The sequence below is a fragment of the Rhodococcus sp. AW25M09 genome, assembly GCF_000333955.1.
Classification (GTDB): domain Bacteria; phylum Actinomycetota; class Actinomycetes; order Mycobacteriales; family Mycobacteriaceae; genus Rhodococcoides.
Genome location: NZ_CAPS01000104.1, coordinates 1 through 24,827, shown reverse-complemented (window position 1 = coordinate 24,827; position 24,827 = coordinate 1). Strand labels below are relative to the sequence as shown.

Genomic DNA, 24,827 nt, shown 5'->3' with positions numbered 1-24,827 from the left:
TCTTCCCAATCTCCACTGCCCCCTTCCTGCTGCTCCGGAGTTTCTCCCATGTCTTCCGCATACCTTCCCGCCGGCCTGGCCAGGCGCACCGAATCGCTCTCCAGTTCGGCCATCCGCGATCTTCTCGCCCTCACTGCGCGCGACGATGTCATCAGCCTGGCCGGGGGTCTGCCGGCCACGGATCTCATACCGGTCGACCGCATCGCGGCAGCCGCCGAGGCCGCCTTGCGGACACCGGACGCCCTCCAGTACTGCGAGACCCGCGGCCACGGAACGCTCCGCAGCGTGCTCGCGGCCAGGGAAAGCGACGCGCGCGGCGGGGTGACGGTTCCGGTGGACACCGTCGTGGTTACGCACGGCTCGCAACAGGCGTTGACGTTGCTCGCGCAGGCCCTGATCGACCCCGGGGCTGTTGTCGTGGTCGACGAACCTGCGTATACCGGTGCGCTGCAGGTGTTCTCGATTGCAGATGCACGTATCGAAGCAATTCCCATCGACAGTGACGGAATGGACACCGAGGAGCTCGAACGACGGCTGGCGGCGGGACTGCGTCCAGCGGTGGTGCACACGGTGGCCAACTTCCACAATCCTCGCGGGGTCACGATGAGCGAACAGCGTCGGCGTCACCTCGCTGCCCTGGCCGATCGATTCGGATTCTGGGTGATCGAGGACGACCCGTACGGTGAGATCTGGTTCGCCGCACCGGACTCGGCGACGCCCGGTGTCGGGGCTCCGCCGCTGCCGATCGCGTGCCACAGCGACCGTGTCATCCGGTTGTCGAGTGCGTCGAAGATCCTGGCCCCGACGCTGCGTGTGGGCTGGTTCGTTGCTCCGCGTGCGGTGTGTGCGGCGGTGGAACTGCTGAAACAAGGTGCCGATCTGTGCGGTTCCTCGATGACGCAGCTGATGGCGGCCGACATGCTCGGCGACACTGCGTGGCTGGATGCGCACCTGGTCGACCTTCGACGCGAGTACTCCTGTCGTGCAACAGCATTGACGACTGCACTCGACGCCGAGTTCGGAGCTCGGCTTACCGTCTCCCGGCCTGCGGGAGGGATGTTCACCTGGGCCACGTTCGAGGATGCGACCGACACGGGCGAGTTGCTCGCCGCCGCCCTCGACCACGGAGTTGCCTTCGTGCCCGGGACTGCGTTCGGCTCCGGTGAGCAGTATCGTCGCTCGCTTCGGTTGAGCTTCGCCGGCGCGACCCCGGCGGTGCTGACGGATGCAGTGCGACCATTGGCCTCGGCACGCTCGGCGTTCACCCGCGCCCACTGAACGCACGCGGCCTCGGTCTCCAGGTTCTGCGCGGGGCGGATCGAGGGCGGTAGCCTGACACACACAGTGCGAGGGTTTGTCGACGGAGTGGGAGCGTGAAAGTGAGCAACCGATCGAACACGAAGTTCCTCGGACCCAGCCAGCGGGTGGAGGCGTGGGACGAACTCGGCTCGGAGCAGTTCGACGTCGTGGTCGTCGGCGGCGGTGTCGTCGGCTCCGGTGCGGCCCTCGACGCGGCGACGCGGGGACTGAAGGTTGCTCTGGTCGAGGCGCGCGACTATGCGTCGGGAACCTCGTCTCGCTCTTCGAAGATGTTCCACGGTGGGCTTCGCTACCTCGAACAGCTCGAGTTCGGGCTCGTCCGTGAGGCGTTGCACGAGCGAGAACTCTCGCTCTCCACGCTCGCGCCGCACTTGGTCAAGCCGCTGAAGTTTCTGTTTCCGCTCACTCATCGTCTGTGGGAACGCCCGTACATCGCGGCGGGCATCTTTCTCTACGACCGGATGGGCGGGGCCAAGTCGGTGCCGCAGCAGAAGCATCTGACGCGGTCCGGTGCGCTCCGCATGTCACCCGGAATCAAGCGAAAATCGTTGATCGGCGGAATTCGGTACTACGACACCGTCGTCGACGACGCCCGGCACACCATGACCGTGGCCAGAACGGCCGCGCACTACGGCGCGGTGGTACGGACCTCCACCCAGGTCGTCGGGTTCTTGCGTGAGGCAGATCGGGTATCGGGCGTACGTGTGCGAGATTCGGAAACCGGTGCCACCACGCAGGTACGAGCGCATGTGGTGATCAACGCCACCGGAGTGTGGACCGACGAGATCCAATCGCTGTCCAACATGCGTGGACGTTTTCGAGTGCGTGCCTCCAAGGGTGTGCACATCGTGGTGCCGCGGGATCGGATCGTCAGCGAGGCCGCGATCATTCTGCGCACCGAGAAGTCAGTGCTGTTCATCATTCCGTGGGGTGCGCACTGGATCATCGGTACCACCGACACCGACTGGAATCTCGATCTTGCGCACCCGGCCGCCACCAAGGCCGACATCGACTACATCCTGGGCGAGGTCAACGGCGTACTCGTCACTCCGCTCACCCACGAGGACATCGACGGCGTCTACGCAGGTTTGCGCCCGCTGCTGGCGGGAGAGAGCGACGAGACCTCCAAACTCTCCCGCGAGCACGCGGTCGCTCGGGTGGCACCCGGACTCGTTGCAATCGCCGGCGGCAAGTACACGACCTATCGGGTGATGGCCGAGGACGCAGTCGATCTGGCCGCCGAGGACATCCCGGTACGGGTGGCGTCGTCGATCACCGAGAAGGTGCCGCTCGTCGGTGCCGACGGCTATTTCGCCCTGGTCAATCAGGCACCGCATCTGGGCGAGATGTACAACTTGCATCCGCATCGGGTGACACACCTGCTGGACCGCTACGGCTCGCTGATCGACGAGGTGCTCGCCATGGCGGACGGCAAGCCCGAACTTCTCCAACCGCTCACCGACGCACCGGCTTACTTGCAGGTCGAGGTGGTCTACGCCGCGGCAGCGGAAGGTGCTCTGCATCTCGAGGACGTACTGTCGCGTCGTACCCGGATTTCCATCGAGTATTCGCATCGCGGGATGAACTGCGCGGGTCAGGTGGCGGCGTTGATCGCACCGATCCTGGGTTGGGACGAAGCAACGGTCGATCGGGAGGTCGAGACATACCGTGCCCGTGTGAAGGCCGAAATCGAATCGCAGCGTCAGCCCGACGACGAGTCCGCCGACGCCCTGCGCGTCGTCGCCCCCGAGGCTCGTCAGGAAATTCTGGAGCCCGTCCTGGCGACTCCACCGCCCCCGGGGCTCTGACACCGACCTGGTGAAGCAGATGAACCTGGAGTGCACGACTGCGACAGCAGGCACTCCGCGGCCGTGCATCCGCCGACCTCACCGGAGAACCACCGCGACTGTGTGGACAGCTTGACCGTCGCGTAACGGCCGAGCCCTCCGATGTAACCCTTCCTCTCTACCTTTTGCAGCATCGACTTCGGACATTTCGGTTCGGACGGCAGCCGTGAAGATGGGGAGGGCTACTACGATGACCAGCACTCTGGAACGTGACGACAAGGCCGAGGCACTCGACCTGAGGGGACACTGGATCCACAAGTGGGAACCGGAGAACGAGACCTTTTGGAACTCGATCGGTCGGCCGGTCGCGCGGAAGAACCTGATCTTCTCGATTTTCGCGGAGCACATCGGGTTCTCGGTGTGGCTGCTGTGGAGCATCGTGGTGGTTCAGATGACCGTCGGGGCCGACGGTGCTGCTGCGGCATCGGGTTTCGCACTCTCCACCAGCCAAGCGCTGTGGCTCGTCGCCGTACCCAGCGGGGTCGGTGCTGTCCTGCGGCTTCCGTACACGTTCGCGATTCCCCTTTTCGGGGGGCGCAACTGGACTGTCATCTCCGCCCTGCTGCTGCTGATCCCGTGCCTCGGGTTGAGCTGGGCGGTATCCAACCCGGACATCAACTACGGGCTGCTCCTTCTGATCGCCGCGACCGCCGGCTTCGGAGGCGGTAACTTCGCCTCGTCGATGGCCAATATCTCCTTCTTCTACCCGGAGAGCGAAAAAGGTTGGGCCCTCGGGCTGAACGCGGCCGGTGGAAACATCGGCGTCGCCGTGGCCCAGAAGATCGTGCCGCTGCTCGTTGTCGCCGGTGGCGGAGTCGCGTTGACCCGCGCGGGTCTGCTCTATGCCCCGCTCGCCATCGTTGCCGCAGTGTTGGCGTTCCTGTTCATGAACAACCTTGCCGAGGCGAAAGCGGACGTCAAGCCGGTTCTGGATTCGTTGAAGCACCAGGAGACCTGGGTGATGTCACTGCTGTACATCGGCACCTTCGGATCGTTCATCGGCTATTCCGCCGCGTTCCCGTCGCTGCTCAAAGCGGTCTTCGACCGCGGCGACATCGCATTGACGTGGGCGTTCCTCGGTGCGGGTATCGGGTCGATCGCCCGTCCGCTCGGCGGCAAGCTCGCGGACAACATCGGCGGTGCGCGCATCACCGCGGTCAGCTTCATCATGCTGGCAATCGGTGCGGCCGGCGTCCTGGCGGCCGTGAAAATGGTCAACCTGCCGTTCTTCTTCGCGGCCTTCATGTTTCTTTTCGTTGCCACGGGGATCGGCAACGGATCGACCTACCGGATGATCTCGAAGATCTTCCGCACCAAGGGCGAGGATGCGGGCGGTACGCCGGAGATCATGCAGCACATGCGTCGTCAGGCAGCGGGCGCGCTCGGCATCATTTCCTCGGTCGGCGCTTTCGGTGGCTTCATCGTTCCGTTGGCTTACGCGTGGTCGAAGAGTTCGGTAGGAAACATCGAACCGGCCCTGTGGTTCTACGTGTTCTTCTTCATCGTTCTGCTCGTGGTGACGTGGTTCTTCTATATCCGCAAGAGCACCCGGATGGGCCAGGCAGGCGTCTGACCCCTCTACTCGAACATCTGGCAGTCGGATCGCGTTACCGTCGCGCGACGAGGTCCGACTGCTGCTGGTTCGAAGGTGCGGAAGGGTTGGTCGATCACACCCGGTGCAGTGAGCGCGGGCGGACCAGAGTGCGGGGTGCGCGTCCAGCAACAGCACCGGACACGGCCATCATCAGCAGGGTGAGCATTGCAAGTGTCAGCATGGCTTCCATCGTGGTCGGCGAAGCTGTGAGCAGGCTGGGTTCCGCCTGATAGGGAGCCGTCAGGTCGGCAGCCGTTGGCAGTGCGGGCAGTAGTAGATCTGCCGTTCCTCGAGCGGGCTGTCGCCGAGAAGACCGAACTCGATGGTGGTTCCGCAGCGTCGGCACGGCTTGTTCTCGCGGCCGTACACCCAGAAATGCCGGCCTGGTCGTCGATCTCCGGTGGTGACGCGCTGGTTTCGGTTCTTGTTCGCCATGATCGTTCGAAATGACAGGTCGATCATTTTCTGCAGGTCGCCCGCGTCGCCTACCGGAGTGCGAGGGTCGACTCCACGAAGGAAACAGATCTCGTTGCGGTAGACATTGCCGAGCCCGGCGATGTTGCGCTGATCGAGCAGAGCGAGTCCGACGGGTCGGGCCGGGTCGGATGCCAAGCGGGTCAGAGCGACGCTCGCGTCCCAGTCCGCCCCCAACAGATCCGGTCCGAGATATCCGACGGCCTCGTCCTCGTTCTCGAGGATGTCCAGTACCCCGAGCTCGAACCCGATGGCTTGGGCGTTCGCGGTGTTCAAGATGATGCGCGCCTGAAACGCCGGGCGACGCCACCGAGCACCGGGTGCGTAGACGTGCCAGGTGCCCTCCATCTTCAGATGCGAATGAATGGAGTATCCGCCCACTCTGATCAGCAGGTGCTTTCCCCTCGAGGCGACGGATTCGACGGTTTCTCCGCTGAAATCGACTGTGGCGTATCGCGGTACGCGTACATCGCAGGTGGTCAGCCGTTGGCCCTCCAGTGCACCACGCAGTGTGTTGGCTGCGCGCCAGACGGTATCGCCCTCGGGCATCGATGTCCTCTCGGTCAGGTTTCGTTGATTCTGTGTCGCGAGCGATTCAGCGGCGTAGTCGAAGTCCGCGGGGAGTTGCCGAGAAACCCGCCTCGGTCAAGGTCTTGGAGAAGTCGGTCCCATGTATGTCGTGACCGTTGATGCGCTCCACGAGCAACTTGTCGACTCCGCCGCGTCGGACGGTAGCTGCCAATGCGGTTGCCGCAGCGCCGATGTCGTCGGCGTTCTCGCCGAACGTCAGTACCGACTTCCCGCCCCGCTCGACGAACATCGTCAATTCGCCTCGGACCAGCACCACCAGTGCGCCGGCTTTGCGACCAGGGCGATGCTTCGTCGTCTCGTCTGACTTCTCTCCGCCACCAGCCTCTCCACCGCCGGCTTTCGGCCATGGCAGAGCGCCGCCGTACGGGTTGGCCGGATCGCACGAGGCCAACACCACGGCGGACGCGTTCTTCTTCGGTTCGTCATAGCTGCGCAGTCGATCGACCACGTCGGAGGTGGAGAACTGAGCGCCACCGAGTGAGTCGACGAAGTAGCCGCGACGGCAGCGACCGGAGTCCTCGAAACCGGTGAGAACCTTGTACATCGTGGCGAATCCACCGGGAACCCCTTCGTTCATCACCGAACCGCGAGTGACCACGCCGTAGCGTTCGAGCATCACATCCGCTGTAGCGTGCGCGCGCACGGTGAGGTCGGGTTCGAGTTCGGGCAACCTCGACCACCGCCCCCCGGCCGTCGGTGGCCCAGTCCTGGTGGGCAGCGATGGGCGCTCGAACTGCCGGTAGGAGCGCAATCGCGGTGTGCGGCGGGGTGATCGATGACTCGGGGCCGAGCGGGTGGCGGTGGAGTTCAACAGGGCGCGCAGTGGAGCGAACGTGTCGTTGCTCAGGCGGCCGGCCCACACCAACTCCCACAGTGCTGCCTGCAGCGCAGTGTCGTCGGTACTGCCGACGGTGTCGGAGAGTTGCCGGAAGAAGTACGCACCGCCGCCGGCGACTGCATCCTGAATGCGAATCTGCAGTTCGGACAGGTCCGATTCGGCTGCCGGCACGAGGGTGAGCGGCGCGGTATCGGCCATGTGCAGGCTCACCCAGCCGTCCTTGGACGAGATCGCGCCGTGTCCCGACCACAACACCTCACCGGTGGAGGTGAGTTCGTCGAGCATCGCCGGGCTGTAATCGGTCACCCGGGACGAGAGCACGAGTGATTCCCATGCCGATGCCGGAACCGGAACGCCCGCAAGCTGTTCGATGACGGTCGCGACGCCGTCGATTCCGCTCAGGCGTCGACTGTCGACGTGCTGCCATGCGGGGAGAAAGCGGCCGAGTGTGGCGGTCGAGACGGGTTCGACCTCCTGCCTGGCGGCGGCGAGCGAGCGACGCCGCAAGCGCCGGAGAACCTCGGCGTCGCACCATTCGCTGCCCGTGGCACCGGGCCGGAATTCGCCCTCGACGACGCGTTTGTCGACGGCCAGTCGGCGCAGGACGTCGCGCACCACGGCGGTGCCGACCCCGAATCTCGCCGCCGCGTCGTCGAGAGTGAACGGGCCGTGGGTTCGGGCGTACCGGCTGATCAGATCCACCAGCGGATCGTCGACGGGTTCGATGAACGCCGCAGGAGTGCCGATGGGGAGCGGAACACCGAGTGCATCGCGCAATCGAGCGGCGTCCTCGATGGCCGTCCACCAGCTCTTGCCTGCGAACGAGACCTCCATGGCCCGCTTGGCGTCGGCCAGCTCGGTGAGCCAGATCGGGTATTCGTCGCCGTGGGTTCGTAGGCCGACTTCCTCTACGGTCAACGGGCCGAGCAGCCGCAGCAGATCCGCCACGCCCTCGATGTCCTTGGCGCGTCGATCCTCGGGCAGCCGCTGTAGCTCGAGTTCGGTGGTGGTGATGACGCTGTCGTCCAGCAACTCTCGCAGTTCGACGCGGCCGAGTAGTTCGGCCAGGAGCGCCGAGTCGAGAGACAGTGCGGCCGCTCGGCGTTCGGCGAGCGGGCTGTCGCCCTCGTACATGAATGCGCCGACGTAGTTGAACAGCAGCGAATTGGCGAACGGAGACGGTGACGGCGTCTCGACGTCGACGATCCTGATCTGGCGTCGACCGATTCGGGCCAGGATGTCCTCGAGCGCGGGGAGGTCGTAGACGTCCTGCAGGCACTCCCGGACGGTTTCGAGCAGGATCGGGAACGTCGGGTATTTGCGTGCCACGTCGAGCAACTGAGCCGAGCGCTGGCGCTGCTGCCAGAGCGGCGCACGTTTGCCCGGGTTGCGGCGGGGGAGGAGCAGCGCACGCGCAGCACATTCACGGAACCTGGAGGCGAACAGCGCCGATCCGCCGACCTGCTCGGTGACGATGTCGGCGATCTCGTCGCGCTCGAACACGAACAGCTCCGCCCCGGGTGGCTGATCGTCGGTGTCTGGGAGTCGGACGATGATGCCGTCGTCGGAGGCCGTGGGTGCGGCGTCGATCCCGTAGCGCTCGATCAGTCTTGCGCCCACCGCGAGGGCCCACGGGGCGTGCACCTGCTGGCCGTAGGTGGAATGCAGCACCAGTCGCCAGTCGCCGAGTTCGTCGCGGAACCGCTCGACGATCATCGTCTTGTCGGTGGGGAGTTGGCCGGTCGCCTCCAATTGCTCGTCGAGCAGCGCGATGAGGTTGTTGACGGCGTTGGCGTCGAGGCCGTCGGTGCTCAGTCGCTCGGCGAGGTTGCTGCGGTCGGTGGTGCTGCGGAGGAACGCGCCTAGGGCCTGGCCCAGTTCTGCGGGACGGCCCAGGCCGTCGCCGTGCCAGAACGGGAGTCGGCCCGGTTGACCGTAGGCCGGGCTGACCAGCACCCGATCGTGGGTGATCTCCTCGATGCGCCAGCTGGTGGCACCGAGTGCGAACACGTCACCCACTCGCGATTCGTAGACCATCTCCTCGTCCAGCTCGCCTACCCTGGACTGCTTTTCGCCCACCATGTACACCGTGAACAGTCCGCGGTCGGGAATGGTGCCGCCGGAGGTGACGGCCAATCGCTGCGACCCGGGACGGCCGGTCAGAGTGTTGGCGTCGCGGTCCCACACGAGCCGCGGCCGCAGTTCGGCGAACTCGTCGGATGGGTAGCGACCCGAAAGCAGATCGAGGGTCGATTCGTAGGCCGAACGGGGCAAGGTGGCGAAACTGCCGGTGCGACGCACGGAGTCGAACCAGTCCTCGGCGTCGATCGGTTCGAGAGCGCAGGCCGCGACCGTCTGCTGGGCCAACACGTCGAGGGGGTTGGCGGGTACGAACAGTGCCTCGATCTTGCCCGACGTCATCCGTTCTACGGTGACGGCGCAGTGGATCAGGTCGGTGCGGTGTTTGGGGAACAACACGCCCTTGGAGATCTCGCCGACCTGGTGCCCCGCGCGCCCGACGCGTTGCAACCCGCTCGCCACCGATGGTGGCGCTTCGACCTGGACGACCAGATCGACTGCGCCCATGTCGATTCCGAGTTCGAGGCTGCTGGTGGCGACTACGCAGCGCAACCTGCCGGTCTTGAGATCGTCTTCGATCAGCGCGCGCTGATCCTTGCTGACGCTGCCGTGGTGGGCCCTCGCCAACAGCGGATCGGCACCGTGGTTCACGTCGTTCGGAGTACCGACCTGCGACGGCGGCTTGTGCTGTGTGTCGACTCCGTCGCCGATCCGTTCGGCGTACACCTCGTTCAGTCGCGCGGTGAGTCGTTCCGCGAACCGTCGCGAGTTGGCGAAGACGATGCACGATTTGTGCTCGAGGATGAGATCGACCATCTTCTCCTCGACGTGCGGCCAGATCGATCCCTGGGTCGGGGGAGCGGCGGAGGTATCGGCATTCGGGTCGGCGACGCCCAGTTCGGTCATGTCCTCCACGGGCACCTGAACCGTCAGGTCGAAGGTCTTCGGAGCGGGTGGGGCAACGATCTCGATGGGTGCTGCTCCGGCCAGGAAGCGGCCCACCTCTTCGTGCGGGCGCACCGTGGCGGACAGTCCGATGCGCTGTGCGGGCTTCTCCAGCATTGCGTCGAGCCGTTCGAGCGACACCGCCAGATGCGCGCCGCGTTTGGTGCCGGCGACGGCGTGTACTTCGTCGACGATCACGGTGTCGACCTCGGCGAGGATGTCTCGCGCCGCCGACGTGAGCATGAGGAACAGCGACTCGGGGGTGGTGATCAGGATGTCCGGGGGAGTCTTGATCATGTTCCGGCGATCGGCGGCACTGGTATCGCCGGATCTGACCCCGACCGAGATCTCGGGCGGGTCGAGGCCGAGCCGCTTGGCCGTCTGCGTGATGCCGACCAGAGGTGCGCGCAGGTTGCGCTCGACGTCGACGGCGAGAGCCTTGAGCGGGGAAATGTAGAGGACCTTCGTCTTGCGGGTGCTGTCCGCACCCAGTTGCGCCAGTTCGTCCAGCGCCCACAGAAACGCCGAGAGTGTCTTACCCGAGCCGGTCGGAGCGACCACGAGGGTGTGAGAGCCGCTCGAGATCGACGACCACGCTCCCAGCTGCGCGGACGTAGGAGCCGGGAATGCGCCGGTGAACCATTCGCGGGTGGGCCGCGACAGCTTTTCCATCACCGACAGCGTGCCCGATGCTTCGGTGCCGATATTCTGCCTGGCCATCCCACCATCATGCCCTCGGGCACCGACAGGTAACCCTGCGAGCAATTCCCGATCACTGGCCGGTGTCGATTCGGGGGTTCCGGGTACACCGAGCTCATGACCGACGACCTAGAGACCATGCAGAAGATTTCCGCGAAACTCGACGCTCTGCTCGGCAGCAAGTCCAACGGCCTGCAGAACGAGGTGTCTCCCGGCGCGAGCATCGAGTCCGACGAGGACGACGCCGAGCAGGGGCCGATCGGGCGCGATTACCACCTGGCGAGCAAATATGCGCAGGCGTTGGCCATCAACGAACCCCAGGTGATCGACCGGGACGAGTTCGATCGGCTGGTTACCGAGTACGGCTGACCGTCGAGTCCGCACCGGACGGTTCAGGATCGTCGGATGCCGGCGGAATCCCGCGCGGGTGGGCCGCTCGTGAACACTGCCGGTGCGGCAGACGTGGCAGAGCGCGGGCCACCGGATCTACAGTCGATGGCGTGACCGAACGCAAAAAACCGGGAGTCACGTTCGAGTCCTGGGTCGACAAGCAGATTCGTCAGGCGCAGGACGACGGTGCCTTCGATGGGCTCGAAGGTACCGGCAAGCCGATCCCGATCGGCGACCCTGCGGATGAGCTGTGGTGGGTTCGTGGCTATCTGAAGCGCGAGAATCTTCCTGCGGATGCGCTGTTGCCCACCGCGCTGCAGCTGCGTAAGGAGATCGAACGTCTCCCGTCCACGCTGATCCGCATTCGGCGCGAGGATTCGGCACGAGATGCGTTGGAGGAGCTGAACGCTCGCATCGTCGACTGGATTCGCTTCCCCACTCCGCCGATGGTGCCGCTCGGTCCGGTGGACGTCGAGGCATGGCTCGAAGAGTGGAGAACCAACCGTGCGGAGGTAGACCGACTGGAGCGCGAGCATCGCTCGCAGTCGGCCGCACCTCACGCAGCGACCCCTGATTCTCGAAGAACGTCATGGTGGACGCGAATCCGCCATACTTTCACCGAGCGGCGCTGAGGCCCGTCATCGGCGTTGTGCAAAGGGCCAGAGCGTCGGCGGCCGTCGATACGAACGGGATATCGGCTGTCCCGTCGACCCGCGTCCTCGTCGGCATCAACCCATCGGGATGTGCGGGTTCTTCCATCGTCGTCCAGCCAGTGGCTCGCCTGAGAATTCCGCCGATCAGCGTGTCCGCTGCATGGCGGGTACCGCTGCGCACGGTGATGGGAGCGGTATCGAGTTCGATCCGAGCGAATCGGAGCGCTGCATCCACGGCCTCGATTGTCTGTGTTGCCGAAGATCGACCTCGCGGACCGGTACTCAAGCCGTGCCCGGGTAGGTCGAGCACCACGACATCGACGCCACCGGCTGCGATGTCCGTTGCCAAGGGCGTCAGAGCGCGCGCGTGCAGACCGCGGTCGGCGACGAGCACGACCGACTGTCCGGATTCCGCAGATGCTCGATGAATCTCGACGTGCACGCTGCCGGTCCCGGTGTCGAGCTGTCGATGTTCCACCTGGAGAGCTGCGACGGCCGCGCGGTCGAGCGCGACGGCCTCGGATGCCGGACGCAGCGCCGCCTCGCAGGCGATGCCGCGCTCGAGGGCGTCGACGCGTCGCAGCAGCGACTTGCCCTGCAACAGAATCATCATCGCGGCACTCTCGTGCGCAGTGAGTGTCGGTGCCCAGCCGGTGGCGCGGCCGAGAGCCGACGAATCGACGATGGGTTCGCCGGGCGTGACCCATTGCCCCGAAAACGGCGTCAACCTCAGCCGGAACGCAACGTTCGCGACGTGAGTGGCGGCCTTCTGCGGAACGTCGAACATGAGCTGACCCTGCATCGCGGCGAGTTCGCGTACACCCACCCAGTCCACCGGGCCGAGGTTGTACGGACCGACGAGGTCGGTCTTCGCCGCACGATGAAATGCGTCGGCCATGTCATCTTGATACAGGAATTGATACGACGCGCGATCTGCCTCGGGAAATGCTCCGACCGGGCCGGTGAACTGGTCGATTCCGTCGTTGGCGAAGTCCGGTCCTACGATGTAAGTGCACCTCAGCATCGAGATGGCCATCTCTCCGGGATGTCTGCGTAACCACCACTCCGCGTAGTGCTCCACTTCTGCCTTGTCGTAGAAGTAGTAGCGATCCGGATCACCTGCGGGATAGGTGTTCTCGGTGAGTGGCTCCGGGGTGATGTCCGCACCGTAGGCATTGATGCTCGACGCGATCACCACCCGCGAGACCCCCGCGCGGTACGCGGAGTCGATCACGTTTCGCGATCCGCGCAGATTGATGTCGTGAGTCTCGGCCTTGTCTTTCATCTCCTCGACCACGAACGCCAGATGCATCACCGTGTCGCAGCCGGCAAATGTCTCCTCGAGGTCCGGTGAGCGGATGTCGGAGCGCACCGAGGTGAGCTTGGGGTGTTCGAGACGGGCTGGGCGTCGGGCTATCCCGATGACGGAGTCCACATCGGGATCGTCGAACAGTGTCGGAAGTATCGCGGCCGCGAAGTCACTGGTGGCTCCGGTGACCGCGATGCGTAGACCGCGCGGCTTCTCGCTCATGTCGGCATTCCTGCGACCGCTTCCACTATCTGCTCGGTGGCGGTGGCCAGTTGCTGCTCGGTGTGTGTGGCCATCACACACAGGCGAAGCAGAGCGCCGGATTTCGGCACCGCCGGGTGCAGTGCGGCGCTGGTGAAGATACCGCGGTCGTACAACGTCTTCCACAGACTCATCGCCGCAAGATCCTCACCCACGTGCAGTGACACGATCGGTGAGGCAGTGTCACCCGTCGGTGTCGCCGACCGTCCTGCTACGTCGAGGCCCGCCGATTGCAAGCCGCCGCGCAGGATTTCGGCATTGTCGAGGACGCGTCGGGCACGGTCTTTGCCCTCATCGCTACGGATCAGGCGAACCGAAGCCAAGGCGGCACCGAGGGCGGCAGGCACACCGGACGTCGTGAACAGGAAGGCGCGCGCCTTGATGCGGAGCGTGTCGATGAGATCGCTCGAACCGGTGACGAAACCGCCGGTGGAGCTGGGGCTCTTGGACAGCGACGCCATCGCGACGTCGACATCGTTGTTGATCCCGAACAGTTCCGCAGCGCCGGTGAGCTCGGGACCGTAGATGCCGAGGCTGTGAGCTTCGTCGACCATCAGTGCTGCGTGATAGCGCAGGCACAGGTCCGATATTGCATCGAGAGGGGCGAGATCACCCTCCATGGAGTAGAGGCCATCGACAATGACCAGCACGGCACCGTCGTCGACGACGGGCAGCTGCAGTTTCGCTTCCAGGTCGGCCATGTCGTTGTGCTTGAACTTGACCACGGTGGCACCGGACAGTGCACTGCCGTCTCGAATCGACGCGTGTGCCGCCGAATCGACGATGATCGTGTCGCCGGGTCCTACGATCGCGCTGATCGTGCCCAGGTTCGTCTGATAGCCGGTGGTGAAGACCAAGGCGTCCTCGGTCCCGTGCCACTGCGCTATCTCGTGCTCGAGTTCGACGTGCAGGTCCAGCGTGCCGTTGAGCAGTCGGCTACCGGTCACCGCGCTGCCGAAGGTGTCCAACGCATGCTGGGCACCTTCGACGACCTTGGGGTGGTCGGCGATGCCGAGATAGTTGTTGGACCCGAGCATGATCTTGTCCTTGCCCTCGACCCGTACCACGGGCGCTACGGCGGACTCCATCTTGCGGAAGTACGGGACTACGTCTGCTTCCCGTGTTGCGCGCAGCAGATCGACTCTTGCGTCCCCGCCGAGCCTCTTGATCAGTCTGTTGACAGCCATTATCGACCAGAACTCCTTACAGAGTCAGATTGCAATTTTCGCGAATTCCCAAGTAATTCGGAGCGGTGACGATGTTCGATGGGTATTGGATCGAAGAAAATCGATCGGAGGTTTGTGACGTAAAGATCCGGAGATGCTTGTGGAAAATGTTGCAAAAAAATATCCGAGGTTTCTTTTCGCTCTTCTAATTTTAAGAAAACTTTACGTTTATAACCGCAGGTCGCGGGGTATCGTCGACGACCAGCGCGAATTCAACTGTTTCAAATTTGAACCGAACGGCAACGTTCCACGACCACTATGTCGCACTCAATCTGTGACACAATTTGCACACAATCGGTGACACAAGGAGATTAGCTATGACTGGCCTTATGGTGCGCGAAAGAGAAACTCTGGAGCGGTACCTTCCGGGATTGTTGGCGTACCTGGACGAGACGCCACTCGCTCAATTGGAAGCTCGTGACTCCGACGCGATCGACAAGTTTCGCGAATTCGGCGGAACTGCGCTGTGCGTCCCGAAGAACCTGGGCGGTCTGGGTGCCCCGGCTATCGATGCGGTGCGCGCGCAACGAGCGATCGGTAGCCGCTCACCCTCTCTCGGTGCAGGGACGACGATGCACCACCTGTCGCTGGCTTCGCTCAACGAGTTCGCTCAGGCTGCCACCGAAGACGATCGGGCCCTCATCAAGGGGCTGGTGGAGCAGAAAGCAATCGTGGCCTCCGGCTTCTCCGAGGGCGTCACCGGCGGAAGCGTGTTCATCCCGACCATGACCGCCGTCAAGAAGGGCGACAACTACATCGTCAACGGCAGCAAGAAGCCGTGCAGCCTGGCGCGGTCCATGGACCTGTTGACCTGCAGCGTCGAGATCGACAACGGTGACCGTGCGGTGGCGTTGATTCCGGCGAACCTGCCCGGGATGAGTGTGAAGCCCTTCTGGACCACCGACATCCTGGCCGGAGCGCAGAGCGAGGAGGTGCTACTCGAAGACGTCGAGGTGCCCGCCAGCCTGGTTCTGCCGAACAAGGACGACGATCCCGACGGTGTGCACGAGATGACCGGGTACCTCTGGTTCGGAATGCTGATCACCGCGAACTACATCGGTGCTGCAACGGCGTTGCTCGAGCGAATGATCGAGCAGGACAAGGGTGACCACGAGGGCTACGTCCGTGCGGCTGCGGAACTCGAGACGTCCATGGCGGCCATCGAGAACGTTGCGCGAGCGGTCGACGAAGGCGAACGCGGACAAGACATCTCGGCACGACTGCTCTTCAACCGGATCGCGATTCGCGATGCGCTGGTACGGAGCAGTTCGGCGGCGATCGAATCCCTCGGTGGAATCGGCTTCATCAAGTCCCCTGAAATCGGCTACATCGCAGCGGCGTTGCACGCCTTCGCATTTCATCCGCCATCACGACGGTCGATCTCCGAAACCCTCGCCCGCTTCCACGCCGGCGACGAGTTCGCGTTCGTGAAGTAGCGTTTACTGCTCGGCCTCTCGCTCCTCGTCGGCCAGCTTGTCCTCGCCGCGGTTGCGGAAGAACTTGAACCCCGGGATGCCGATGACCGCGCGTCGGACATCCTTGGTGACCCCGAGCAACTCGTGAATCTCGGGCGAGACCGTGTCGAGGGTGGCGAGAATGGGCAACAGAGACTCCATGTGTTCGAGGAGTCCGGGTAGCTGATCGACCATGGCGATCGCGGCGTCGACCTCTTCGTCGGACAGATTGTCGACAAATCTGCGTGCCATGGGTTCGGATTTCTTGGCGATGGGATCGAACAGCTCGATCAGCTCCAGCGCAGTGTGTGAGGCGACCGATGCCGACGCGACCACGTCGTCGGCGGCACCGGTCGTCCGCTGCACGTTGGCGACCACCGCGTCGGCCGAGTCGATCACACGGTCGATTCGTGTCATCAATGTCTCTATGTGGCTCAGCAGTGCTTCGATTCGGCTGGGCAGGGTAAGCGCCATCTCGGTCGTGGTGAGCATCCAGCTTGCACCGACCCGCGCCACCGCGACTCCGCGCCGGAGCACCGTTTCGGTACCGAGAGGATCGGGGAGCACCACACCTGCCAACACCAGAGCCATAGGAGCGACAATGCCACACCGACGCTACGTCCCGAGTGCCGTTAGCCTCGACGCATGAGAGCTCTCGTCACCGGTGCCAGCGGGTATATCGGGTCGCGACTCGTGGCGGCTCTTCTGACGGACGACGTCGACGTTGTCGTCGGCTCTCGTACACCCGACAATCTGCGGGCCTTCGATTTCTACGACTCCGTCACCGCGGTCTCGCTCGACGTCACCGACGAAGGGTCCTGTGCGGCCGCGTTCGCCGAATCGGGCGAGATCGACGTGGCCTACTACCTCGTGCACGCCATCGGCGAGTCCGATTACCGTGCTCAGGACCGCAGGTCGGCCGAGCAATTCGCTGCGGCTGCCGCCCGCGCAGGTGTCCGTCGGATCGTGTATCTCGGCGGTTTCGTACCCGACGACGATCAACTTTCCGAGCATCTCGCGAGTCGCGCGGACGTCGGCGAAGCTCTGACGATCGAGGGCGTCGAGTTGGTCTGGCTCCGAGCAGCGATCGTCCTGGGTGCCGGTTCGACGTCGTACGAGATGTTGCGCTATCTGGCCGACCGCTTGCCGGTGCTGCCGCTGCCGAGTTGGCTCGCCGAGCCCGTGCAGCCCATTGCTGTCGACGACGTGCTCCATTACTTGGCCGCGTCTGCCGATCCCGAGAAGGTTCCCGCGGGTTCCTACGACATCGGTGGTCCGGACGCGGTGCCCTATCGCGATCTGGTGTTCGCGTACGTCGAGGCCGCCGGTCTTCAGCGCATCGGTGTGCCGGTGCCGTTCGTGCCTACCTCGCTCGCAGGCAAAGTGATCGGTAGGATCATTCCGGTTCCCGCCGGCCTCGCCGAGGATCTGGTGGGGTCGCTGCACAACACGATGACGACATCGGAGAGTCGCATACGCGAACTCGTCCCGGACCCGCCACATGGTCTGACCACCATCGCAGACGCCATGGCCCGTAGTGTGCGGGGCACGGTGGGCGAGCCTCCCGGTGTGTGCGCACTGAAGGATCCGCTTCGGTTGGCGAACACCGACGCTGCGTGGAGCGGCGGTGATGTTCTGGGGATCAGGCGTCGCGGTGTTGCGGCGTCCTCGGACCGCACCTGGAGTTTGATCGAAGCTCTCGGTGGGCGTCGACTGCTGTACTCGACGCCTGTAGCGGCCGCGGTGAGGACCAATCTCGACGTGCTGGCCGGTGTGAATCGACGTGTGACGTCGGCCGTGCGTCGGCTGACCGATACCGAGGAGGCGTGATGGGAACGTGGTCGACGACCGCGCTGAACGTGATGAAATCCGCTCTGGTCGATCCGGTCGAGCGCGATCACCGACAGTCCGACGCTGCGTTTCGCAAGCGGCGAATCGTCGTGTTGATCACATTGGTGCTCGGTGCCACGGTGCTCTACTTCTCGCTCAAGGTCGAGCCGGGCGACCCGGTGTTCTACGCACTGACCCTGGTGTTGGCCGCGGTGTGGACGGTGGGCGGAATCCTGTCGGGTCCGCTGCATCTGGGTCGCATAGTGGTCGGAGGGTCGATCCGGCGACCGATCGTCAGCCCTATCCTGATCGGTCTCGCCGTAGGCGGAGTGTTCATGCTCGGCGGTCTCGTCGTCCGGCAGATACCTCCGCTGGCCGAATTCACCGAGAATGTGCTCGCGCACGCCAGAGTGGGTTCGTTGGTGCTCATAGTGTTCATCGCGCTGTTCAACGGTGTCGCGGAGGAGATATTCTTCCGAGGCGCGTTGTACGCAGCGATCGGGGTCAAGCATCCGGTGATCATCTCCACGGTCGTCTATGCAATAGCCACGCTCGCGTCGGGCAACCCGATGCTGGGCTTCGCCGCAGTGCTTCTGGGGTACGTGATGGGCCTGCAGCGGCGTGCCTCCGGCGGAATTCTGGCTCCGATTCTCACGCACGTCAGTTGGTCTGCCGTCATGGTGCTCGCCCTACCTCCGCTGTTCGTATGACTTCGCTGTTCGAACAGAAAGAGTCGCAGACACCGATTCGACCAGCAGAAGCGGTCGTGCGCGCTGATTCGTCTCGGAACTGGGCTACATTGCGCAGGTGAGTGAAAATCTCGATCGCGTCGATCGCTTGATCATCGACGAGCTGGTGTCCGACGGCCGCGCCACTTTGGCGACGCTGGCTGAAAAAGCGTCCTTGTCGGTCTCGGCCGTTCAATCCAGAGTTCGACGGCTGGAGTCGCGGCGGGTGATCCGTGGGTACACCGCGCAGGTGGACCCGGAAGCTCTGGGTCGCGCGTTGTCAGCGTTCGTCGCCATCACTCCGATCGATCCCGCCCAGCCGGACGATGCTCCCGCCAGGTTGAAGCACATCTCGGCCATCGAGTCGTGTCATTCGGTTGCCGGTGAGGAAAGTTACGTGCTGCTGGTTCGGGTGGAGTCGCCGCGGGCACTCGAGCGTTTGTTGCAGGAGATCCGGGCCACCGCCAACGTTCAGACACGCAGCACGATCATTCTTCAGACGTTCTACGACCGTTGACGGCCCGCCACACGCGGTCCGAGGACATCGGTAGGTCGTGAAGACGGACGCCGACGGCGTCACGGATCGCGTTCGCCAACGCCGGTGCGACGGGGTTGTACGGAGACTCGCTCATCGACTTCGCGCCGAACGGCCCCAACCTGTCGTAGGTGTCGGCGAACAGAACTTCCGTACGAGGAATGTCCGCGAACTGCGGTACGTGATAGCTGCGGATGGAATCTGTGGTGACCAGGCCGGCACCGTCGGTACCAATCTCCTCGTACAGCGCGCTGCCGATCGCCTGCGCTACACCACCTTCGACCTGCCCTCGGCACTGCTGCGGGTTCAGCACCGTGCCGGCGTCTGCGCTCTGGACCGAGTGCAGGATCCTCACCGTGCCGGTGTCCTCGTGCACCGCTACCCGGAATGCCTGGACGTTGAACGCCAGAGAACGCGGTAATCCGCCACTGTCGCCTTCGGTGACGAGTGAGCCTCCGGCCCGTGCCAGAATCTCGTCGAGGGTGACGAATCGGTCCCCGCATCGCACGCCCTCCGGACCCAGTGTGCACTCCGAGTACCGGTGCCCGGTCGCGGTTGCAGCGAGGTCGAGGATCCGTGCCGACATGCTGCGGACCGCAGCATAGAGTGCCTTCCCTGCCACCACGGTGCCTGCCGAACCGAAGGCACCGGTGTCGTAGGTGGTCGAGTCGGTGTCGGATTGATCGACCCGAATGCGATCGACGGAGGTACACAGCTCGCTCGCCGCGATCTGTGTGTGCACGGTGGTGGTTCCGTTACCGAATTCCGCTGTCCCGACGCGTATCTCGTAGTGCCCCTCGGGTAGCAATGCCACAGACGTCTCGGCGCGGTGTCCGCGCGGCGGAATGGTGGCGATCATGGCCACCGCCATGCCTTCGCCCACCTTCCAGCCCGCAGGTGCATGCTCGCCGTTGCCCCGTCGCAGGGCGGACTCGGCAAGGTCGATGCACTGATCGAGGCCGTAGCTGCCGAACTGCAGGTCGTCTCCCTCCAGGTGTGCGGCGACGATGTCGTCGCCCGGGACGATGACGTTGCGTCGGCGAAACTCGAACGGATCGACGTCGAGCTCTCGGGCGAGGTCGTCCATCGCCGATTCGATCGCGAACATCACCTGGCCCAATCCGTAGCCCCGGAACGCCCCCGACGGAATGTTGTTGGTGTAGACCGTCTTCGCATCGACCCGTTTGTTCGCGCAGCGGTACACGGCCACGGATTCCCCGCATCCGTGGAACATCACCCCGGCGCTGTGATTGCCGTAGGCACCGGCATCGGTGAGCACATCGATCGACAGAGCGGTCAACGTGCCGTCGGCGCTCGCAGCCGCGGTGACATCGACTCGGAACGGGTGACGGCACGGTGAGACGGTGAACTCGTCGGTCCGCGTGAACTCGAACTGCACGGGTCGACCGGTGCGGAGCACTGCCATCGCCACGACGTCCTCGGTCAGCAACTCCTGCTTGCCGCCGAAGCCGCCGCCGACCCGCGCGGTGAACACCCGTACGCGATCGTGCGGCAAGCCGAAGATTTCGCAGATCTCGTTGCGCACCAGAAACGGAACCTGGGTGCTGGTGCGCAGGTTCAGCCTCCCGGTCTCGTCCAGCCACCCGATGGTGCCGTGCGTCTCCAGGTGCACGTGTTGCACTCGCTGCGTCGTCCACCGCCCGGTCACCACCGCCGCTGCGGCCAGTACCGCGGCGTCGACATCCCCGGTACTGCCATGCAACTCGGCGACGAGATTCTGCGACGGATCCGCGATCCGAGCTGACGAGTCCTTGTCGCCGTGGATCTTCGGTGCGCCGGGTGCCAGCGCGGATTCGGGATCGAACACCGCGGGCAGCACGTCGTACTCGACGGCCAGCGCGCGGCACCCCTCCTGCGCGGCAGCGATCGACTCGGCGACGACGATCGCCACTCGCTGTCCGATGAAGCGCACGACGGTGTCCAGGACGTGGGTGTCGTCGGGGTCCTCGACCCGGCGATCGTGCCGGGCCGTCGAAAATGCTGTCAGCGGGCTGTCTTTCGCGGTCAGGACCAGATGCACTCCGGGCACCTGCTCGGCCGCAGCGGTGTCGATCGAGACTATTCGCGCGTGTGCATGAGGACTGCCGAGCACACTGGCGTGCAGAAGGCCCGGAGGAGAATGGTCGAGGGTGTAGGGCTCGGTTCCGGTGACGATGCGGGCACTGGCCGGTGCTGCGAGGGAACGTCCGCAAGCCGGACCGTCGACCGCTTTTTCGGTGTTGACCACCCCGCAGACCGCGTCGGATATCGCTCGGTACCCGGTGCAGCGGCACAGATTTCCCTTCAGCCGCTCGGGAAGTTCATCGAGATCGTCCTCGGTCAAGGTCGAGGCGGTCACGACCATGCCTGCTGTGCAGAACCCGCACTGAAACCCGGCCGCCTCGACGAACCGGCTCTGCATCGGATGAAGATCCTCCGTGGTGCCGAGCCCCGCGACCGTGGTGACGGAGCGGTCGGCCGCGCGGAATGCGGGGAAGATGCACGAATGCACCGGCTCGCCGTCGACGAGCACCGAACACGCCCCGCAATCGCCTGCGTCGCAGCCCTTCTTCACCTCGAAATGCTCGTGCTCGCGGAGCATCGTGCGCAGGCACTGGCCAGGCCGAGGAGAGACGTCGGTCGGTACACCGTTGATGTCGACGATCATGACAACTCCTCGCGAATTTGCTGTGCTGCAGTACAACTGATGTGCCGACGCCAGTCCGGCGCGCCGTGGGGGTCGTCGTACCAATGCTGGGGGCCGATGGCATCCTCGAGCGCGTGGTCGAGTTCGGCGGCAGTCGGCACAGCCGGAAACCGCAGGACGAAGGGACGTACCGTCGACGCACTGACCGTCAGGACGAACTCGCCACCGGCGTCTGCCCGGCCGATCACCACGGCCGCAGAGCGTCCGAGTGGCGACAGTGCCAGCGTGCGAATCGCGGTTCTCGCCTCGAGTGCGCGCTGCGGAATCTCGATGCTGCGCAGTACATCTCCCGGCCGAAGGGCGTTGGCATGCGGACCGGTGATCAGATCGTCGATCGCGATTCGGTAGTCGTGATCGGGGCCCTGCCCCGACCACACCTGCCCGATACCGTCGAGCGCTGCAGTCAACGAGATCATCGCACCGGCAGGCAGTGCCAGCGCGATGTTGCCACCGACAGTAGCGGTCTTCCAGATCTTGAACGAGGCCAACAACGCTGCAGCGCAACGGGGGAACAGCGCGGTGGCAGGCCACGGCGATTCGAAGCGCGCGAGCGTCTCGATCGTGCAGGTGGCGGCGATCTCGAGCCCGGTCTCGGTCACGGTCAACGGCTCCCAGCCCAACGCCGTGATGTCGACGAGGGTAGTCAGGTGATCCTGTTTCTCCGAGAACAACCAGGTTCCACCCGCGAGCACAGCGGTGTCGGCTCGTCCCGGGGGCAGATCCTCGCGGGCGCCGGGAAGCAGAATGTCGTCGACAGTGCCTAGATCCATGGCCTTCGTTCACCTCGTCTTCGCCGGCAGGGTCCTCCGCCCGATGCGTTCACTCGAACTGTAGTGAATTTCTGTTACCGATCTTCGGTGGTCTGGCGATGCGCCCGAAACTCGGCCGAAACAACCGACACATATTGTTGCTTTCTACGAACTCAGTCATGCCGAGCCTGGGGAGGGGCAGAAGTGCAGGTCCAGGACTTGCTCGACGCCACGCAGCTCGGCATTCGATTGCTCACCTCCGATGCCGACGCTGCGCGCCGCACGCTGAGATGGACGTACACGACCGATCTTCCCGACCCGTCGCGCTACATCGCAGGCGGTGAGTTGGTCATCACCGGTCTCGTGTGGCGTCGAACGCCCGCAGACAGTGAGGCATTCGTCCGGGCAGTCGCCGAATCCGGAGCGTCGGCACTGGCCGCCGGGGAAGGATTACTCGGCTACATTCCATCCGACTTGACCGACGCGTGCGAGCGACACGGACTGCCCCTGCTCGCGGTACCCGACACCGTCTCGTTCGGCGAGGTCACCGAATTTCTCGTAGGCCGCGTTACCGGGGATCGAATTGCCTCGCTCAACAACTCGCTCGTCCGGCAACGCCAATTGCTCACAGCAGTCGCAGACGGCCGTGCCCTCGACGAGCTGGCGCTGCACACCTCACGAGAAACCGGGATGGCGTGCCTGATCTTCACCGCGACCGGGCGTCGGCTGGTCGCCGAAGTCTCGGCTTTTTCCGATGCGGATGTCGACACGCTGACACATGCTGCCCTGTCCTGCGAAAGGCTACCGACAACAACCACTCTCAGCGGCGGTGCGACATACAGTATCTTCGGCATCGGGCCGTCGCTCGCGCAGAGAACCACGCGATGGTTCCTGGCGGTTGCAGGAGATATGGATACGTTTCCTCCGCCTATCTCCGATGCGTTCGGACAGCTTGCAGCCATCGCCGCACTCGACCGGGCTCGGCGCGAAGAGGGACGGCTGGTCCGGCGCGAAATCGCCGATCAGGCAGTGGCGTTGATCGAAGCCGACAGCACCAGGCCCGAAGCACTGACTCGGTTGCGTCAGGCAGGCGTGGACCCGGACCGGTCTCTGGTCGTCGTCCGGGTCGTGCACAGCGGGCGCATCGACCTACGCGAGATGCTGCGCACAGTTCTGAGCGATACGTTGACCTCGTTCGGCGGCGGGTGTGTCGGATGCAGTACGCACGGCGACATCGTCGCGATCGTGAACACCGACGATCCCAACATCGCTCATACTCTACGAATCAGATTGTCTCGCTTGGGTTCCGGTATCGGACGGAGCCGCCTGCTGGTGGGCGTCAGCTCGGAGGCGACCGGCGTCACCGTCGACGGCGCGCTGCGATCGGCCAGGCACGCGCTCGACATGAGCAGGCAGGGGACAGGCCCGGTGACCGTCACCGCGGGAGCACAGCTGACCTCTGCGGTGTCGATGCTATCGGCGCTGCCGGACGACGTGCGTCGGTCTTTCGTCGAGCACGTTCTGGCACCTCTGCTCGAGTACGACCGCCGCACCGATTCCGGTCTGACGGACACCCTTCGCGAGTTTCTGGCCACCGGGGGATCGTGGAATCGTACGGCCGAGTCGTTGCACGTCCACCTCAACACGGTGCGATACCGAATCAAGCGAATCGAGGACTTGCTCGGCCGCGACCTGGCCTCTACCGAGGACAGACTGGACGTGTACCTCGCATTGCACTCGATCCCACGATCGTCGGCCACGGGAGCGGCATAAGATCGCGGGATGACTGGCTTCACCGGAATCCCCTTCGCTGCCCTGGACTTCTACGAGGACCTCGAAGCCGACAACAGCAAGCTGTGGTGGACCGAACACAAAGATGTGTACGACAGCGCAGTCAAGGCACCGATGACGGCATTGCTCGCAGACCTCGAACCGGAGTTCGGCAGCGCCAAGCTGTTCCGCCCGTATCGCGACGTCCGATTCTCCAAGGACAAGACGCCGTACAAGACACATCAGGGTGGCTTCGTCGCTCGGGGCGACGGTCTCGGGTACTACGTGCAGATCGACCCCGCCGGACTCTTCGTCGCCGGCGGTTTCTACCACGGCTCGACCGACGCCGTTGCGCGGTACCGCACCACCGTCGACGACGACGTCCGTGGAGCCGAACTCGAACGAATGATCGCAACGTTGACGAAGGCCGGCTACGAGATCGGCGGCGAGAAGCTCAAGACCAAACCGCGGGGATACGACATCGATCACCCCCGTATCGATCTCCTGCGGCACAAATCGCTCACCGCCGAGAAGCATTTCGGCTCACCCGAGTGGTTGAAGACCCCGAAGGCCGCGACGAAGGTACGCGATGCCTGGCGAGCTCTCACCCCGCTGGTGGAGTGGTCTGCGGCTCTGCACACGTGAGCGGAAATTCGTAGCAGGCGGGCTGTTGCGTTTTGGTACGCGTGAGGGCATGAACTGTTCGGCCGTGTGAGGTCGGTGCATGTGGCCGGGCCCGGTAGGGCCCGGCCACACTCGTTCAGGCAGGTGCTGCGGTGGGGGCTGCGGCGAGTTGGGTGAGGATTTTGCCGATGTTGTGGACCGCGG

The 24,827-nt window shown here is 64.4% G+C and carries 18 protein-coding genes; 11 read left to right on the top strand and 7 right to left on the bottom strand.

All coding sequences use genetic code 11. From position 1 onward, the window contains the following. The first annotated feature begins 48 nt into the window (after positions 1-48). The 3 genes from RHODMAR_RS19625 to RHODMAR_RS19615 all read left to right on the top strand — a co-directional run bounded on the left by RHODMAR_RS19625 (position 49) and on the right by RHODMAR_RS19615 (position 4,740). The gene (locus tag RHODMAR_RS19625) at positions 49-1,278 is read left to right on the top strand and encodes an aminotransferase-like domain-containing protein (RefSeq protein WP_008717973.1); all 1,230 of its coding nucleotides are present in this window, start codon (positions 49-51) and stop codon (positions 1,276-1,278) included. Positions 1,279-1,373: 95 nt separating this feature from the next. Then, on the top strand, positions 1,374-3,128 hold the full coding sequence (glpD, locus tag RHODMAR_RS19620; RefSeq protein ID WP_008717970.1) for a glycerol-3-phosphate dehydrogenase: 1,755 nt from the start codon (positions 1,374-1,376) through the stop codon (positions 3,126-3,128). A 229-nt stretch (positions 3,129-3,357) separates the two neighbouring features. Next, entirely contained in the window at positions 3,358-4,740 is a 1,383-nt protein-coding gene (locus RHODMAR_RS19615) for a NarK family nitrate/nitrite MFS transporter (RefSeq protein WP_008717968.1), read from the top strand. A gap of 261 nt (positions 4,741-5,001) precedes the next feature. On the opposite strand, the gene RHODMAR_RS19610 is transcribed toward RHODMAR_RS19615, so the two are convergent. Continuing rightward, positions 5,002-5,784 carry a DNA-formamidopyrimidine glycosylase family protein gene (locus RHODMAR_RS19610; RefSeq protein WP_008717967.1) on the bottom strand — a complete coding sequence of 261 codons (783 nt, stop codon included), beginning with the start codon at positions 5,782-5,784 and terminating at the stop codon, positions 5,002-5,004. Positions 5,785-5,830: 46 nt separating this feature from the next. Further along, positions 5,831-10,408, bottom strand: coding sequence for an ATP-dependent helicase (locus RHODMAR_RS19605; protein WP_008717965.1), 4,578 nt, complete (start codon positions 10,406-10,408; stop codon positions 5,831-5,833). Between the two features lie 96 nt (positions 10,409-10,504). Here RHODMAR_RS19605 and RHODMAR_RS19600 point away from each other — a divergent pair, with 96 nt between their 5' ends. Both RHODMAR_RS19600 and RHODMAR_RS19595 read left to right on the top strand, forming a co-directional pair. Then, positions 10,505-10,756 carry a hypothetical protein gene (locus RHODMAR_RS19600; protein ID WP_008717962.1) on the top strand — a complete coding sequence of 84 codons (252 nt, stop codon included), beginning with the start codon at positions 10,505-10,507 and terminating at the stop codon, positions 10,754-10,756. A gap of 131 nt (positions 10,757-10,887) precedes the next feature. After that, positions 10,888-11,409: a J-domain-containing protein gene (locus tag RHODMAR_RS19595; protein WP_008717960.1), complete on the top strand. Its 522-nt coding sequence runs from the start codon at positions 10,888-10,890 to the stop codon at positions 11,407-11,409. On the opposite strand, the gene RHODMAR_RS19590 is transcribed toward RHODMAR_RS19595, so the two are convergent. Then, positions 11,393-12,961: an NAD-dependent epimerase/dehydratase family protein gene (locus RHODMAR_RS19590; RefSeq protein ID WP_008717958.1), complete on the bottom strand. Its 1,569-nt coding sequence runs from the start codon at positions 12,959-12,961 to the stop codon at positions 11,393-11,395. The genes RHODMAR_RS19595 and RHODMAR_RS19590 overlap by 17 nt on opposite strands. Beyond that, positions 12,958-14,187 carry an aminotransferase class I/II-fold pyridoxal phosphate-dependent enzyme gene (locus RHODMAR_RS19585; protein ID WP_008717955.1) on the bottom strand — a complete coding sequence of 410 codons (1,230 nt, stop codon included), beginning with the start codon at positions 14,185-14,187 and terminating at the stop codon, positions 12,958-12,960. The genes RHODMAR_RS19590 and RHODMAR_RS19585 overlap by 4 nt, the downstream gene beginning before the upstream one ends. Before the next feature lie 356 nt (positions 14,188-14,543). Between RHODMAR_RS19585 and RHODMAR_RS19580 the strand changes: the two genes are divergently transcribed. Then, the gene (locus RHODMAR_RS19580; RefSeq protein ID WP_008717953.1) at positions 14,544-15,662 is read left to right on the top strand and encodes an acyl-CoA dehydrogenase family protein; all 1,119 of its coding nucleotides are present in this window, start codon (positions 14,544-14,546) and stop codon (positions 15,660-15,662) included. 3 nt (positions 15,663-15,665) lie between these two features. Here the strand turns inward: RHODMAR_RS19580 and RHODMAR_RS19575 are convergent, their stop codons facing one another. After that, complete coding sequence (locus RHODMAR_RS19575; RefSeq protein WP_008717951.1) at positions 15,666-16,271, bottom strand: hypothetical protein; 606 nt, start codon at positions 16,269-16,271, stop codon at positions 15,666-15,668. A gap of 54 nt (positions 16,272-16,325) precedes the next feature. Between RHODMAR_RS19575 and RHODMAR_RS19570 the strand changes: the two genes are divergently transcribed. The 3 genes from RHODMAR_RS19570 to RHODMAR_RS19560 all read left to right on the top strand — a co-directional run bounded on the left by RHODMAR_RS19570 (position 16,326) and on the right by RHODMAR_RS19560 (position 18,755). Then, positions 16,326-17,510, top strand: coding sequence for an NAD(P)H-binding protein (locus RHODMAR_RS19570; RefSeq protein WP_008717949.1), 1,185 nt, complete (start codon positions 16,326-16,328; stop codon positions 17,508-17,510). After that, the gene (locus RHODMAR_RS19565) at positions 17,510-18,220 is read left to right on the top strand and encodes a CPBP family intramembrane glutamic endopeptidase (protein WP_008717948.1); all 711 of its coding nucleotides are present in this window, start codon (positions 17,510-17,512) and stop codon (positions 18,218-18,220) included. The genes RHODMAR_RS19570 and RHODMAR_RS19565 overlap by 1 nt, the downstream gene beginning before the upstream one ends. Positions 18,221-18,317: 97 nt before the next feature. Continuing rightward, entirely contained in the window at positions 18,318-18,755 is a 438-nt protein-coding gene (locus RHODMAR_RS19560) for an Lrp/AsnC family transcriptional regulator (protein ID WP_008717945.1), read from the top strand. On the opposite strand, the gene RHODMAR_RS19555 is transcribed toward RHODMAR_RS19560, so the two are convergent. Beyond that, positions 18,727-21,441, bottom strand: a complete 2,715-nt coding sequence (locus RHODMAR_RS19555) for a molybdopterin-dependent oxidoreductase (protein WP_008717943.1) — start codon at positions 21,439-21,441, stop codon at positions 18,727-18,729. The two genes, RHODMAR_RS19560 and RHODMAR_RS19555, sit on opposite strands and share 29 nt — an antisense overlap. Continuing rightward, positions 21,438-22,250, bottom strand: a complete 813-nt coding sequence (locus tag RHODMAR_RS19550; RefSeq protein ID WP_008717941.1) for an FAD binding domain-containing protein — start codon at positions 22,248-22,250, stop codon at positions 21,438-21,440. The genes RHODMAR_RS19555 and RHODMAR_RS19550 overlap by 4 nt, the downstream gene beginning before the upstream one ends. Positions 22,251-22,433: 183 nt before the next feature. Between RHODMAR_RS19550 and RHODMAR_RS19545 the strand changes: the two genes are divergently transcribed. Both RHODMAR_RS19545 and RHODMAR_RS19540 read left to right on the top strand, forming a co-directional pair. Then, a complete protein-coding gene (locus RHODMAR_RS19545) occupies positions 22,434-24,002 on the top strand; it encodes a PucR family transcriptional regulator (RefSeq protein WP_008717938.1) in 1,569 nt (522 codons plus the stop codon). Between the two features lie 9 nt (positions 24,003-24,011). After that, a complete protein-coding gene (locus RHODMAR_RS19540; RefSeq protein ID WP_008717936.1) occupies positions 24,012-24,644 on the top strand; it encodes a DUF2461 domain-containing protein in 633 nt (210 codons plus the stop codon). Positions 24,645-24,827 lie beyond the last annotated feature (183 nt).